The sequence below is a fragment of the Mesorhizobium sp. C264A genome, from assembly GCF_040324515.1.
Taxonomy (GTDB): domain Bacteria; phylum Pseudomonadota; class Alphaproteobacteria; order Rhizobiales; family Rhizobiaceae; genus Mesorhizobium.
The window spans coordinates 1,966,562-1,979,615 of sequence record NZ_JAMYVY010000001.1; the positions used below are offsets into that span (position 1 = coordinate 1,966,562).

Genomic DNA, 13,054 nt, shown 5'->3' on the forward strand with positions numbered 1-13,054 from the left:
TTAGATCACGTTGTCGTTAACCTTATATTTAAAGTTTTACGTATCTCGCGGAATGCATGTTTTCTTTACCCCTGTGTGTCATTACGATACGAAGGTCCATTTTCAGCCTCCTGCGTGGGATAAGACGAGCCAGAATCAGGCAAAAATAAGAAGTCCCTCGGCAGCTAGTACAGGGTAGCGAAGGCATGGCGAAGAAACCAACGACGACCAGAACTCTCGACAGCGACGTAGCCAGGGAACTCGAAAAGGCACTAGACCTCGATCTCAGCGGAGACGGCAGCGGCGATCTCGATATCGCGGCGTCGATGGAAGATCTGGAAGCGCAGATATCGCAGGCCGCGGACGAACTGGCGCGCGAAGGCCGCCCCCAGAAGCCCGCCCCCGCTCAAAACGCGCCCGTCCAACAAAACCAGAGTGCGAAGCCGGCAGCCAAGCCCGCCGAGCTGCGCCCGGTCGAATCGCGCAACAGCGCTCAGCCAGCCGGCTTCAAGCCGGCAAACGATGACCGCCAAAAAGATTACAAGACGCTGCTGCACAGCCTCAACCGGCGCGCGTCGAGCACGATCTATTGGGTCGTGGCGTTCGTGTCGCTGGCCTGGATCGCCGGCGCCGGCGGCCTCGCCAATCTGCTGTTTGGCCCCAGCATCTGGAAAATTCGTACGTTCGATCAAATCCTGGCCCGCCCTGAACTGATCGGCCTGGCGATCGCGGCAATCATACCGGTCGTCCTGTTTTGGGCCTTCGCGGCGATGATCCGCCGCGCGCAGGAAATGCGCATTGCCGCGCAGTCGATGACGGAGGTGGCTTTCCGCTTGGCGGAGCCGGAAAACCTCGCCCAGGATCGCGTGATGATGATCGGCCAGGCCGTTCGCCGTGAAGTGGCGGCGATGGGCGAAGGCATCGAGCGCACACTGGCGCGCGCCGTCGAACTCGAAACGCTGGTCCACAGCGAGGTCAACCAGATCGAACGCTCCTATTCGGAGAATGAATCGCGCATCCGGTCGCTGGTCGACGGGCTGGGCAGCGAGCGCGAAGCCGTCGTCACTCATGCCGAGCGCGTGCGCGCCTCGATCACCGGCGCGCATGAAACGCTGAAGGACGAGATCGGCGCCGCCTCCGACATTATTCGCGACTCTATCCTCAACGCGTCGACCAAGCTGTCGATGACGATCACCAATTCCGGCGACACGCTGATCGACCGCATCAATGAAAGCTCGATGTCGATCTTCGATTCGGTCGAAACCCGGCTGGATTCGATCACCGACAGGCTGTCGACATCGGGCGAAGCCTTTGCTTCGCTGCTCGACACCCGCATCGCCAAGCTGACGGACACCACAGACGGCCTAACCCGGTCGCTGACCGACCTGCTCGACGACCGCACCACCGGTATGGTGTCGCTGCTCGGCGGCGCCGCCCGCACCCTGAGCTCGGAATTCGAGTCCAGCCTGAACGGCATCGAGCGGACGCTGGCCGAGCGGGGCCAGGCGCTGATCAGCGAATTCCAGACCCGCGCCGAAGCACTCGATACCGGCACGCAGAAGCTCAACGCCGCGCTCGAGGCGCGCGCCCGCCAGATCAACGAAACGCTGGTCGAGCGCGCCCGCGAGATCGCCCACACCTTTGCCGAGAGCAAGGATCATTTGTCGGCGATGATCGATCAGGGCAAGACCCAGATCGGCGCCGACATGGCCGACATCGTCTCGTCGACCTCGTCGATGCTCGAAGCCCGCGCCAGCGATTTCGCCGGCCGGATGGAAGCCGCCCGCCATGTCGTGTCGCGCTCCTTCGACACCGACATCCAGCGTCTTGCCGATGCCCGTGTCGGCATCGAGGACGCCGTCGAAAACCACAGCCGCAAGCTGTCCGAAAGCCGCGAACGCATGGCGGCTGCCATGCAGGCGGACCTGGCGAAGTTCGCCGAGGGCCGCGCCGGCATCGATGCGGCCGTAACCAACCAGGTGCAGAAGCTGGCCGAAGGCCGCAACCTGATCTCGCGCGCCCTGGAAGAGGATCTGCGCAAGGTCAACGAGTCGCGCGCCGCCATCGACGCGTCGCTGGGCAGCCATCTCGAGCGGCTTGAAGAAGGCCGCAACCGGCTCAACCAGGCTTTGCATGAAGACTCCGGAAAACTTGTGCAAGCCCGTACGATCATTGACGAAATGGTCGCCGGGCATGTCGGTAAGCTGGCCGAAGGCCGCAACATTCTGTCGCGCGCCCTGGAAGCCGATCTCGGCAAGCTCGCCGACAGCCGCGCCTCGATTGACGGGCTGGTCGCTGGCCAGGTTGAAAAGATCGCCGAAGGCCGCGCCATCCTGACCAAGGCGCTCGAAAACGACATTATCGGCATCAAGGGCGTGATCGAGAACCACTCGGCGAAACTGGCCGAGGATCGCACCGAACTCAGCAAGGCGCTGGAGAACGACCTGTCCGGCATCAGAGGCCTGCTCTCCGACCATTCGAGCCGGCTTGCCGACGATCGTGGCCTGTTGTCACAGACGCTCGAGGCCGACCTCGCCAAGCTCGCCGAGAGCCGGTCGAGCATCGACGGGCTGGTCGCCGGCCAGGTCGAGAAGCTGGCCGAGGGCCGCGATATCCTCAAGCGCGCGCTCGAAGCCGACCTCAACACCATCAAGGGTGCCATCGCGGGTCATTCCGACAAGGTGGCGGAAGAGCGCGGTCAGCTTTCCAGGGCACTGGAGGCCGACCTGCAGAATGTGAACAGCCTGATCGCCGACCACTCGAACCGGCTTGTCCAGGATCGTTCGACGCTATCCCAGGCGCTTAAGGATGACCTTCAGAATGTTAACAGCCTGATCACCGACCACTCGAGCCGGCTTGTCCAGGATCGTTCGACGCTATCCCAGGCGCTTCAGGACGATTTGCACAATGTCAGCGGCATCATGGCCGATCATCAAAACAGGCTCGTCCAGGACCGTTCGGCGCTCTCAAAGGCATTGGAAGACGACATCGCCAAGCTGGCGGAGAGCCGCTCCAACATCGATGGGCTGGTCGCCGGGCAGGTCGAGAAGCTTGCCGAGGGCCGGGACATCCTCACACGGGCGCTCGAAGCCGATCTCAATGCGATCAGGAGCGCCATTGCCGACCAGTCGCAGAAGCTGAGCGAAAACCGTGGCGAGTTCGCACGGGTGCTGGAAGCGGATTTGGAAAATGTCAACAGCCTGATCGAGGGTCACAGCGACAAGCTCGTCCGGGATCGCGCGACGCTGTCGAAGGCTCTCGAGGACGACCTCGCCAAGCTGGCCGAGAGCCGGTCGAGCATCGACGGACTGGTCGCAGGCCAGGTCGAGAAGCTGGCCGAGGGGCGAGACATCCTGAAACGTGCGCTGGAAGCCGACCTGCAGAAGCTGTCGGCAAGCCGCGGTGAGGTTGACGACATCATCGCCGGCCATGTCGGCAAGCTGGCCGAAGGCCGCAACATGTTGACCCAGGCGCTGGAAGACGATCTGGCAAAGCTCGCCGACATACGCAAGGATGTCGACCGCTCGCTGTCGGGCCATATCGACCAGATTGCCGGCAGAAGCACCGATATCTCAGCGGCAATCGCTGCCGATGTCGAGAAGATCGAGCAGGCCTTCAGCAAGCAGACCGGCATCATCGAAGAGCGCGCCGGAACCATGGAGCGCGCGTTGTCGGTGGGTGTCGACAATGTCCGCAGCGTGCTCGAAAAGAGCGCCGTCTTCGTTGCCGGCGCGCTCCGCGAGAAGGTGATGGAAGTCACCAGCGCGCTGCACGAACAGGCCGGTGCTGCCTTCAGCGACGCAGACCGCAAGATCGCCGAGCGTGCCGAGCAGACCTCGGCCGCCCTTTTGGCCCGGGCCGAGGACATCGCCCGCACCTTCGAGGACGCGGATCGCCGTCTGCACGCCCGTGCCGAGGACACGTCGAGCGCCCTGATTGCTCGCGCCGAGGATACGACGAATGCCTTGCTTGCTCGCGCCGAAGACACGACGAGCGTGCTGCTTGCCCGGCACGACGAGACGTCGAACTCGCTGCTCGCCCGCGCCGAAGAAACGGCCGGACGGCTGGCTGCCCGCGCCGGCGAGATCGCCGGCACGTTCGACGCCGCCGACCAGAAGCTGGTCGCGCGCGCGGTCGAGACGGCGCAGTCGCTGGCCGACCGCGCCGGCGACATCCTGCGCAACTTCGAGGGCGCCGACCAGCGGCTGAGCATGCGCATCGGCGAATCCGCCGAAGCGCTCGCGGCCCGCGCCTCCGACCTTGGCCGCATCTTCGACGCCGCCGACCAGCAGCTGATCTCGCGCATTGCCGAGGGTTCGGACGCGCTGTCGGCACGCGCCACCGAGATCAGCCGCATCTTCGACGAGGCCGATCACCGCCTGGTGTCGCGCATCGCCGACTCCACGTCGACGATCGGCGAGCATGCCGACAACATCGTCGGCGCCTTCGCCAGCACCGAGCAGCGCGTTGCCGAACGCGCACGCCAGACCGGCCAGGAACTTGCCGTCCACGCCCGCGAGATGGAGCAGGCTTTGGCCGGGGCCGACGAGCGGCTGGCCGCGAGCGTTGCGTCCGCAGCTTCGCGCGTCGAGGAACAGGTCGCCAGCGTCGAGAACCGCCTTCTTTATACGACGGAGACGATGGGCCAGAAGCTCAACGAGCAGGTTTCCAGCGCAGAAGCTCAGCTGATCTCGCGCGCCAACACGGTTGCGGAGACTTTTACCGCGGTCGGCCAGCACATCGGCCAGAGCACCAACGACGCTGCCAAGACCATCGGCACCAATACCCGCGAGCTCAATACGATGCTGGCGGCGCGTTCGGCCGAGATGGCGAAGATCCTGGACGAAACCGCGCGGCCGCTGGTGGAGCGCTTCGCCCAGGGCGGCTCGGAACTGCAAAAGAGCATGGAAGAGGTCACCGGACGCGCGACCGAGAAGCTGCGCAGCGAAAATGCCGCCCTCGTCAACGCGCTCGCCAGCCGCACCGCCGAAACGCTGTCGGCCGTCGAAGGCGCGCGCTCGTCGCTCGCCGATAGCGTCGCCGACCTCATCGGCCGCATGAGCGTCTCCAGCTCGCAGCTTGGTGAGCTGATCGAACAGGCGGCGATCAACCTCGGCCAGGTTGACGAACGTCTGAGCGGCAGCACGCAAAGCTTCGCGGCAACCACCGAAAAGGCGGCGCAGACCTTCGCCAGCTCGGCACGCCTGGTCGATTCGAACACCACGCGGCTTACCGAACTGTCGTCGTCGACCCTGCGCGAAGTGGCCTCGATCGCCACCAAGTTCGACGAGCACAGCCGCTTGCTGTCCTCGGCTTCGGATCTGTTGAGCTCGGCGCAGAGCAATCTCGAACACACGCTTGAGCGGCAGTCGTCGCTCGAAGACCTAGCCGTCGGCCTGGTCAAGAAGTCGGAAGACCTCGAGAAGGTCATGCGTTCGTTCGAAAACCTTGTCGGCCAGACGATGCAGAATGCCGAAGGCAAGACGCTGGCATCAGCCGACAAGATCCGCATCGCCATAACGGAAGTGGTCGATTCGGCAACCAGCCGGTTCGCCGACGCGACCGAGGAGATGCGGCGCACCGCAAGCTCGATCAAGAGCGAGCTCGACCTCACCCGCGCCGAGCTCAAGAAGGGCGTCATCGAGATGCCGGAAGAGGCCAAGGAATCGACCTCGGCGATCCGCCGTGCCGTTGCCGAGCAGATCAACGCGCTCAAGGAACTTTCGGATATCGTTGCGAAATCGGGACGCGGCGGCGACAATGCCGAACCGCGCGCCCTGCGCCCGGCGCCGCAGGCGCCAGTGCAGCGCCCGGCCGAGCCGGTACGCCGCCCGCCGCCGGCGCCACAGCCGGAGCGCCCTGCTCCGCAGGCGCCGCTGGGCGGCCTGCGCGGCACGCTCGATATCGAACGTCCTGCCGAAGCACCGCGCCAGCGCGACGCCAACGCCCGTACGCCGCAAGGCGGCTGGGTGCGCGATCTCCTGACCGGGGCATCCCGTGAGGAGGAAGTCGCCAGGCCGGCAGCGCCCGCGGAAGCACCGCGCGCGGCTCCCGCCCAGCGCTCGCCCCTGCATGTCATGGAGTCGCTCAACTCGCTCTCGGTCGATATCGCCCGGGCGATCGACCACGACGCCTCTATCGAGCTGTGGAACCGCTACCGGCGCGGCGAGCGTGACGTGTTCACGCGCCGCCTCTACACGCTCAAGGGCCAGCAGACCTTTGACGAAATCCGCCGCAAATATCAGGCCGAGGCGGAGTTCCGCGCCGCCGTCGACCGCTACTGCGACGATTTCGAGAAGCTGCTCAAGGACGTCTCGCGCAACGACCGCGACAACATCATGGCGCAGACCTACCTGACGTCGGACACCGGCAAGGTCTACACCATGCTGGCCCATGCGAGCGGCCGTTTGCACTGATTGAGGCGACACCACAGACACAGAAAAGGCGGGAAGTTCCCGCCTTTTTCTTTGTGCAAAATCGTCGGTCTGCGCTGCCCCTCATCCGCCTGCCGGCACCTTCTCCCGTATAGCGAGGGTGAAGGGAGATGGCATCAGCCTCGCCGCCCATACTGCGACGGTGACAATTGGCGAAATCATTGGCGATGGCGTTCTTTCTCACTATACGGGGAGAAATGCCCGGCAGCGCAATGAGGGGCAGCGCGAACCTGCGATATTTGGTCGAGTGCTGGTTTAACGCGACGAACGATCGTTCGAAGCCTCGACCGGCTCAGATCACCGAATCCGTCCAGCCCACGATATCCTTCGCCGCCTCGCCGAAGGCGCTGTCGAGCGCGTTGACATAGGCCGGATTGCCGCCGCCGGAGACGGGAGCGGATGCGGTGAAGCTCTTCGAGGCGCGCACCTCGCCGTTGCGGTCGTTCAGGATGCGCACGAAGAGATTGACCTCGGCATGCTCGCCACCATTGACGCGGACTTCGAAGGAGCGGATCTCGACGATCACCTGGTAGTCGATCGCCAGCCCCTCGCCCGGCTTGCCGACGCCGGCAAAGCTTCCGGAGCGCTGGAAGGTTTCGGCGAGCCTCGCCTGCACGATCAGCGGCAGCCGGTCGGCCCATTGCGCGCCCTTGAGATACTGGATCGAGCGGTCTGACGGCTTGATGACGATGTTCTGGCTGTCCAGCGCCTTGAGCGCGGAGGGCTGGGCGATCAGGATCTGGCGGCGGCTGTGGCCATGGGCGTCGATCGACGGGGCGGACAGCTCGAACGTATCGAGCGGCGCCGGCTTGCCTCCCAATGCCGCGCAACCAGCCAGCGTCAAGCCAAGCAAAACGACTGCCGATCTATACCCACCCAACCCGAACGTCACGCGTGATCCCCACTGTCCCCGGATCGTATGATGAATCCGCATCCGCGATCCATGTAATTGCTGCGGGCGGGCACGGAAGTCAACGCCGTGCCCTGCCATCGAACTGCCGGACCTCGCCGTCGCCGCCCGACAGGATGCGCTGCGGGTTGCGGCTGAGATCGGTCACCGCCTCTTCGATGCGGCTGATCGAACGCCGGCTGTCCTGGACCAGCGCCTCGACATTCGACAGGCCCTGGCCCGAGAAGCGCGCGATGTTGTCGGTGATCGTGCCAAGCCGGGCGTTCAGCGTGTCGGCGACCTGCTTGAACGACTTCAGCGTGTCCCTGGCATCGGCCATGACGCCGTCGGCCTGGCCCGAACCGAGCAGCGTATCGACCCTTTTCAGGATGCCGTCGACGCGCACCGAGGCATCGTTGAGGCGCGACGCAAGCTGTTTGGCGTCCTTGATCGTCTCGTCGATGTCGTCGGCCCGGTCGGCGAACTTGTCGGTCACCTTGGCGATGTCGGCGGCGGCCTTGTTGGCATTTTCGCTGGCCTTCTGAATGTTGGCGAGCGCCACGCGCACTTGTGCCGGATCGATGCCGTCGAGCACATTGTCGACCTTTGCCAGCGTGCCTTGCGTGCGCTTGGCGAAATCGTTGACCGAGCCGACCGCGGTATCGACGTTCTTGATCACGCCATCGAGCTGTCCGCTGGTCTCCTTCAGATTGGCCGTGACGGCGTCCACATTGGCGACGATGCTCTTGATCTTGTCCTTGTCGACGGCACTGAGCAGGCCTTCGGCAGCCTTCAGTGTGCCGTCGAGCTTGCCGGAAACACCCTTCAACTCGTCCGACAGCGCGCTGACGGCGGTCAGGAACTTGTCGATGCCGTCGGCATTCCTGGCCAGCGCATCGGAAAATGTCTGGGCGTTCTTGACGGTCTGGGTCAGCGGCCCGCGCACATCCCTGGTGAAACCTTCTAGGTCGGAAAGCACCTTGTCGGCGCGGGTGAAGATGTTCTGCGCCGTCTGCAGAAGGTTGGTGACCGCTGACGGATTGGCGATGATCTCGGCGGTCCTGCCTTCCTTTGCCGCCTCTTCCAGCAGGTTCGGTTCCTTGGGATCGGCGCCCTTCAATTCGATGTTGACCTGGCCGGCAAGGCTGGCGATGCCGATATCGGCCTGCGTCGATTTGGTGAGCGGCGTTGTCTGGTCGATCTCGGTCGTAGCAATGGCGGCATTGGGGTCATTGCGGTCGAAATAGACGCGCTTGACCACCCCGACCTTGACGCCGTTGAACAGCACCAGACTGCCGGGGCCGAGGCCGGAGGCCGAACCCTGAATGCGCACGCGCAGCTCCGCCGTCTCGCCGCGATCACCGATCTGGGCGGTCCAATAGACGAACCCGAACGCCGCCAGGATCGCAGCCAGGGTGAAAATGCCGACAATTACGTAGTTGGCTCTGGTTTCCATTGCCCCACTTATGTCTATGCGCGCGCGGCAAGATCAAGTTGCCGAGCGCGTTTTCCGCGGAAATAGGATTTGACCCACGGTTCTTCGCTTTTCAGCATGTCGTCGATCGTGCCTTCGACCAGGATTTTCTTGTTGCCGAGCACCGCCACGCGGTCGCAAGCGGTAAACAGCGTGTCGAGATCGTGCGTCACCATATAGACCGTCAGATCCATCGTATCGCGCAACTTCACCACCAATTCGTCGAATTCGGACGCGCTGATCGGGTCGAGGCCGGACGTCGGCTCGTCGAGGAAGACGATGTCGGGGTCGAGCGCCAGCGCCCGCGCCAGGGCGGCGCGCTTGATCATGCCGCCCGAAAGCTCCGAGGGAAATTTTTGCGCGGCGTCCGACGGCAGGCCGACCAGTTCGATCTTGAGCAAGGCCAGCTCGTCCATCAGTTTCTTCGGCAGATCGAGATATTCGCGCATCGGCACCTGCACGTTTTCCTGCACGGTCAACGCCGAAAACAGGGCGCCGTGCTGGAAAAGCACGCCAAGGCGCATGTCGATGCGCAACCGCTCGATGTCGCTGGCCTTTTCGAGGTCGAGACCAAACAGCTTGATCGTGCCGGACTGCTTGTGCAGCAGGCCGAGAATCGTGCGCAGCAGCACTGATTTGCCGGCGCCCGAGGCGCCGACGAAACCGAGGATTTCGCCGCGCTTGATGTCGAGCGCCAGTTTGTCGAGGATCAGCTTGTCGTCCAGGGCAACGGTGATATCGCGCACCGACAGCACGATATCGTCTTCTTCCATTCCCTGCACAGCCTTGGTCGCCTTTGAGTTTCTGCGCATCATGTCAGAACTCGATCGATGCGTAGAAGATGGCAAAAAGGCCATCGAGGATGATGACAACGAAGATCGATTTCACAACCGAGGCGGTGACGTGCAGACCCAGCGATTCGGCGCTGCCGCCGACCTTCATGCCTTCTACGGAAGCAATGGTGCCGATGATCATGGCCATGAACGGCGCCTTGATCAGCCCGGCGAAGATGGTGCTGATATCGATCGCGCCGCGCAGCCGGTCGATGAAGGCCGTCGGCGCAATACCGGAATAAAGCCAGGCGGCTAGGATGCCGCCGCCAAGAGCGGCAAAATTGGCGACGATGGTGAGACAGGGCAGCGCGACCACCAGCGCCACCAGGCGCGGAAACACCAGCACGCCGATCGGGTTGAGGCCGATGACCTTCAGCGCGTCGACCTCCTCGCGCATCTTCATCGAGCCGATCTCGGCGGTGATGGCGCTGCCGGAGCGGCCGGCGATCATGATGGCGGTCATCAGCACGCCGAGTTCGCGCAGGATCAGCACGCCGACCAGATCGACAACGAAAATGTTGGCGCCGAAATAATTGAGCTGGTAGGCGCCCTGCTGGGCGACGATGGCGCCGACGATCGCCGACATCAGCACCACCACGGGGATGGCGCCGACCCCCATGCGATCGATCTGGTTGAAGATCGCCGCCGGATTGATCGCATGGCCGCGCCCGAGCTTCATCTGGGCGCCGCCGATGGTGGCGCCGAGGATGTTCATCGAGGCGAGGAAATCGTCGCGCATCTCATAGATGCGGCGGCCGACCGCCTCCAGCCCGCGGAGGATGATGTTGGGGCGCCGGACGCCGCGCGATTCGGGCTCGCGCCGGACAGCTTCGCCAACGGCGCCGAGCAGGATCGAGGCGACATCGCTTTGCCCCTGCATCTTGATCTCGACACCCTTCTTTTCGAAGACGCTGACCAGGCGATCGATCAGCCAGGCGCCGGCGGTGTCCATCTTCTCGATGTGGGAGAGATCCAAAGCGAGCGTCTGGAAGCCTTTGCGCTGCTCGATCTTGCGCATCTCGGCGTCGATCAGCGCCACTGTCGTCGTCGTCCAGATGCCGGAGAAAGCGCAGCCGAGGACGCCGCCCTCCTCGCCGACCGCAACGCGGGGCTGGTGGTCGGCCTCCTTGGCGGCGTTGCCGCTTGCGTCGCGTTTGCCGATGGTCAACATGGCGTCCTGTTTAGCCTGACGGGTCGTACCTGTCGATTTGCCGACGACGCGTTGTCGCATAGCCGGAGCAGAAAATTATGGCGCGTGTCATTTCGGTTGAGGCCGAGCGTTTTCCCATTGCCGGCACCTTCACCATCTCGCGCGGGTCGAAGACCGAAGCCGAAGTCATTACCTGCACGATCAGTGATGGGGACAATCGCGGATGGGGCGAATGCGTCCCCTACAAGCGCTATGGCGAGACTATGGAGGGGGTGCGCGACGCCATCGAGGCCATGCGCCGGCAGATGGAAGGCGGCATCAGCCGCAAGGACCTGCTCGATGCGATGCCGGCGGGTGCTGCCCGCAACGCCATCGATTGCGCCTTGTGGGACCTGGAGGCCAAGATCAGCGGCGTTGCGGTCGCGGACGCCATCCACGCTGTGCCCTTGTCGGCGCTGGAGACCGCCTACACGCTGTCGCTGGGCGAGCCGGAGGCAATGGCGGCGCAAGCCCGCGCCAATGCCGGGCGGCCGCTGCTCAAGGTCAAGATTGGCGGCGACAACGACATGGCCCGCATCCGCGCCGTGACCGAAGCGGCGCCCGACAGCCGCATCATCCTCGACGCCAATGAAGGCTGGACCGATGCCAACATCATCGAGAATTTCGCTTTCGCCGCCGAACATGGCATAGCCCTGATCGAACAGCCGCTTCCCGCCGGCCATGATGCCATCCTGCGCCACATCGCGCATCCCGTGCCGATCTGCGCAGACGAAAGCGTCCACGAGGCGAAGGACCTCGAAGCGCTTGTCGGCCTGTATGACGCCGTCAACATCAAGCTCGACAAATCCGGCGGCCTGACCGCCGCCCTTACCCTTCGTAACCGCGCCCGGGAGCTGGGATTCGGCGTGATGGTCGGCTGCATGGTCGGCACGTCGCTGGCGATGGCGCCGGCAGTGCTTTTGGCGCAAGGCGCCGACTTCGTCGACCTCGACGGTCCGCTGCTGCTTGCCCGCGACCGCCAGCCCGGCCTCGTGTACCAGGGGTCGCTGGTGTTACCGCCTGACAGGATGCTGTGGGGCTGAACGCGCGGCGAGCCCGATCAGCGCCAGGCCGACGATGGCGATCGGGATCATCGCCAGGAAGCCGTCGACGCCGTAGCGCTCATAAATTGGGCCGGACGCCAGCGTCACCGCCGCCATGAAGAAGCCGTTGAAGAAATAGGCAATGCCTTGCGCCGCACCCGTGCGTTCTTCCGAAACCGTTTCGCCGATCATCTTCTGCAGGCCGATCAACACCATCGCCACCGACACCGAATGCAGGGTCTGGACGCCGAAGAAACCGGCGACGCCAAGCCCGAGTGGCCAGATCAGCGGAAAGGCGATCCAGCGCACGATGGAGCCGATGCCGGCGATCAGCATCACCTTGACGACCGAGACCGAGGCAAAAATACGGTTGAAAAACAAGAACATGCAGACCTCGGCCACTACGCCCCAGGCCCACAGCAAGCCAACGACGGAATCGCTGATGCCGACCGATTTCCAGTAGATGGAGACAAAGCCGTAGAGGAAGGCATGGCTGGCGGTGATGATTCCGACGCCGAGGGTGAAATACAGGAAATACGGATTGAGAAGGCTCGGCGCCTGATGCTGGATGTCGGCGGCCGAAAGTGGCGAAGCCCGGCGCGGGCGGCCAAGCCGCGGCGCCAGCAATCCGGCGACGAGCGCGGCAGACAGCGCCGCAAAGATGATTACCGGCACGGCCTCCGGGCTCGTCCAGGCCAGGATAAAGCCGCCTGCGACGTTGGCGCAGAGATAGGATATCGAGCCCCATTTGCGCATCGCGGTGTAGTTCGAGCCGAAGCGGCGCACGCCCGACAGCGCGAGCGAATCGGCGATCGGCGAATGCGGCGTCCACACCACCGTCAGCGCCAGCGATACGGCAAGCACCGCCGCATAGGTGGGAGTGAGGAAATAGCCGGCGGAAAGCACCATCGTCGCGGCCACCAGCGCGATATAGACATCGGCCCTGTCCTTCGCCCGGTCCGCCAGCGCGGTCAGCAGCGGCGTCGTCACCACGCGCAGGAACATCGGCGCCGCCAGGATGATGGCGATCTGCTCGGCGTGGAAACCCTGGGCATGCAGCCACAGCGGGAAATAAGGCACATGCGTTCCCAGGGACATGAATAATGTCGCGAAGATCAGGCTCATGCGCAGTTCGAAATGGCGCGGCTTGACGAGTTGTTTGGGCGAGAGCGGCGGCAGCGACATGAATCGATCCAATTACGCTGCACAAAGG

The 13,054-nt window shown here is 63.9% G+C and carries 7 protein-coding genes; 2 read left to right on the plus strand and 5 right to left on the minus strand.

The genetic code is table 11. The features are described from left to right. The first annotated feature begins 185 nt into the window (after positions 1 to 185). Positions 186 to 6,395, plus strand: a complete 6,210-nt coding sequence (locus NKL04_RS09725) for a kinesin (protein ID WP_352723669.1) — start codon at positions 186 to 188, stop codon at positions 6,393 to 6,395. 310 nt (positions 6,396 to 6,705) lie between these two features. Here NKL04_RS09725 and NKL04_RS09730 read toward each other — a convergent pair whose 3' ends face one another. The 4 genes from NKL04_RS09730 to NKL04_RS09745 are packed head-to-tail and all read right to left on the minus strand — an operon-like array spanning position 6,706 to position 10,780. Beyond that, positions 6,706 to 7,347: an ABC-type transport auxiliary lipoprotein family protein gene (locus NKL04_RS09730; protein ID WP_460221573.1), complete on the minus strand. Its 642-nt coding sequence runs from the start codon at positions 7,345 to 7,347 to the stop codon at positions 6,706 to 6,708. A gap of 37 nt (positions 7,348 to 7,384) precedes the next feature. Continuing rightward, positions 7,385 to 8,758 carry an MlaD family protein gene (locus tag NKL04_RS09735; RefSeq protein WP_023703264.1) on the minus strand — a complete coding sequence of 458 codons (1,374 nt, stop codon included), beginning with the start codon at positions 8,756 to 8,758 and terminating at the stop codon, positions 7,385 to 7,387. Positions 8,759 to 8,772: 14 nt separating this feature from the next. After that, the gene (locus NKL04_RS09740) at positions 8,773 to 9,591 is read right to left on the minus strand and encodes an ABC transporter ATP-binding protein (protein WP_023703265.1); all 819 of its coding nucleotides are present in this window, start codon (positions 9,589 to 9,591) and stop codon (positions 8,773 to 8,775) included. 1 nt (position 9,592) lies between these two features. Beyond that, positions 9,593 to 10,780, minus strand: coding sequence for an MlaE family ABC transporter permease (locus NKL04_RS09745; RefSeq protein WP_352723671.1), 1,188 nt, complete (start codon positions 10,778 to 10,780; stop codon positions 9,593 to 9,595). Positions 10,781 to 10,857: 77 nt separating this feature from the next. Here NKL04_RS09745 and dgcA point away from each other — a divergent pair, with 77 nt between their 5' ends. After that, positions 10,858 to 11,841, plus strand: a complete 984-nt coding sequence (dgcA, locus tag NKL04_RS09750) for an N-acetyl-D-Glu racemase DgcA (protein WP_023703267.1) — start codon at positions 10,858 to 10,860, stop codon at positions 11,839 to 11,841. On the opposite strand, the gene NKL04_RS09755 is transcribed toward dgcA, so the two are convergent. Then, positions 11,812 to 13,026: an MFS transporter gene (locus NKL04_RS09755; protein WP_023703268.1), complete on the minus strand. Its 1,215-nt coding sequence runs from the start codon at positions 13,024 to 13,026 to the stop codon at positions 11,812 to 11,814. The genes dgcA and NKL04_RS09755 overlap by 30 nt on opposite strands. Positions 13,027 to 13,054: the final 28 nt, after the last annotated feature.

Excerpts from the sequence above, each read along its gene's own strand:
- NKL04_RS09730 (WP_460221573.1), bottom strand. The coding sequence starts at position 7,347 with ATGCGGATTCATCATACGATCCGGGGACAGTGGGGATCACGCGTGACG.
- dgcA (WP_023703267.1), top strand. The coding sequence starts at position 10,858 with ATGGCGCGTGTCATTTCGGTTGAGGCCGAGCGTTTTCCCATTGCCGGC.
- NKL04_RS09735 (WP_023703264.1), bottom strand. The coding sequence starts at position 8,758 with ATGGAAACCAGAGCCAACTACGTAATTGTCGGCATTTTCACCCTGGCT.
- NKL04_RS09755 (WP_023703268.1), bottom strand. The coding sequence starts at position 13,026 with ATGTCGCTGCCGCCGCTCTCGCCCAAACAACTCGTCAAGCCGCGCCAT.
- NKL04_RS09745 (WP_352723671.1), bottom strand. The coding sequence starts at position 10,780 with ATGTTGACCATCGGCAAACGCGACGCAAGCGGCAACGCCGCCAAGGAG.
- NKL04_RS09740 (WP_023703265.1), bottom strand. The coding sequence starts at position 9,591 with ATGATGCGCAGAAACTCAAAGGCGACCAAGGCTGTGCAGGGAATGGAA.
- NKL04_RS09725 (WP_352723669.1), top strand. The coding sequence starts at position 186 with ATGGCGAAGAAACCAACGACGACCAGAACTCTCGACAGCGACGTAGCC.